This window comes from Tritonibacter sp. SIMBA_163 (assembly GCF_046535935.1).
GTDB classification, from domain to species: domain Bacteria; phylum Pseudomonadota; class Alphaproteobacteria; order Rhodobacterales; family Rhodobacteraceae; genus Epibacterium; species Epibacterium scottomollicae.
Map to the genome: position 1 here is coordinate 1 of NZ_JAWJBP010001120.1, position 243 is coordinate 243.

At 63.8% G+C, this 243-nt stretch carries 1 pseudogene; it reads right to left on the reverse strand.

The window, feature by feature from the left end:
- Positions 1 to 243: pseudogene (locus tag R0J92_RS25810) on the reverse strand (glycosyltransferase family 1 protein); the annotation flags it as partial.

Consider the following 243-nt stretch of genomic DNA (forward strand, 5'->3'; position numbering starts at 1 on the left):
CCTTCTGCGCCCGAATACGGCCGTAACAGCCGATCAAAATGGCGTCTTCCGACAGCCCGAGGCTGCGCCGTAGTGCGGCCTTGTCAGCGGCGGGGGCAAAGTCGCGCATGTTGATGCCGTGATGGACGCCCTGTGCCGGGACCTCCAGATAGGCGGCGCCCTTGGCAGAGGTGGCAATGACCTGATCCATCGTGGAAATCAGCCACTTGGTATAGCGCCTGTGCTTGCGCTGCGACGCGGAGG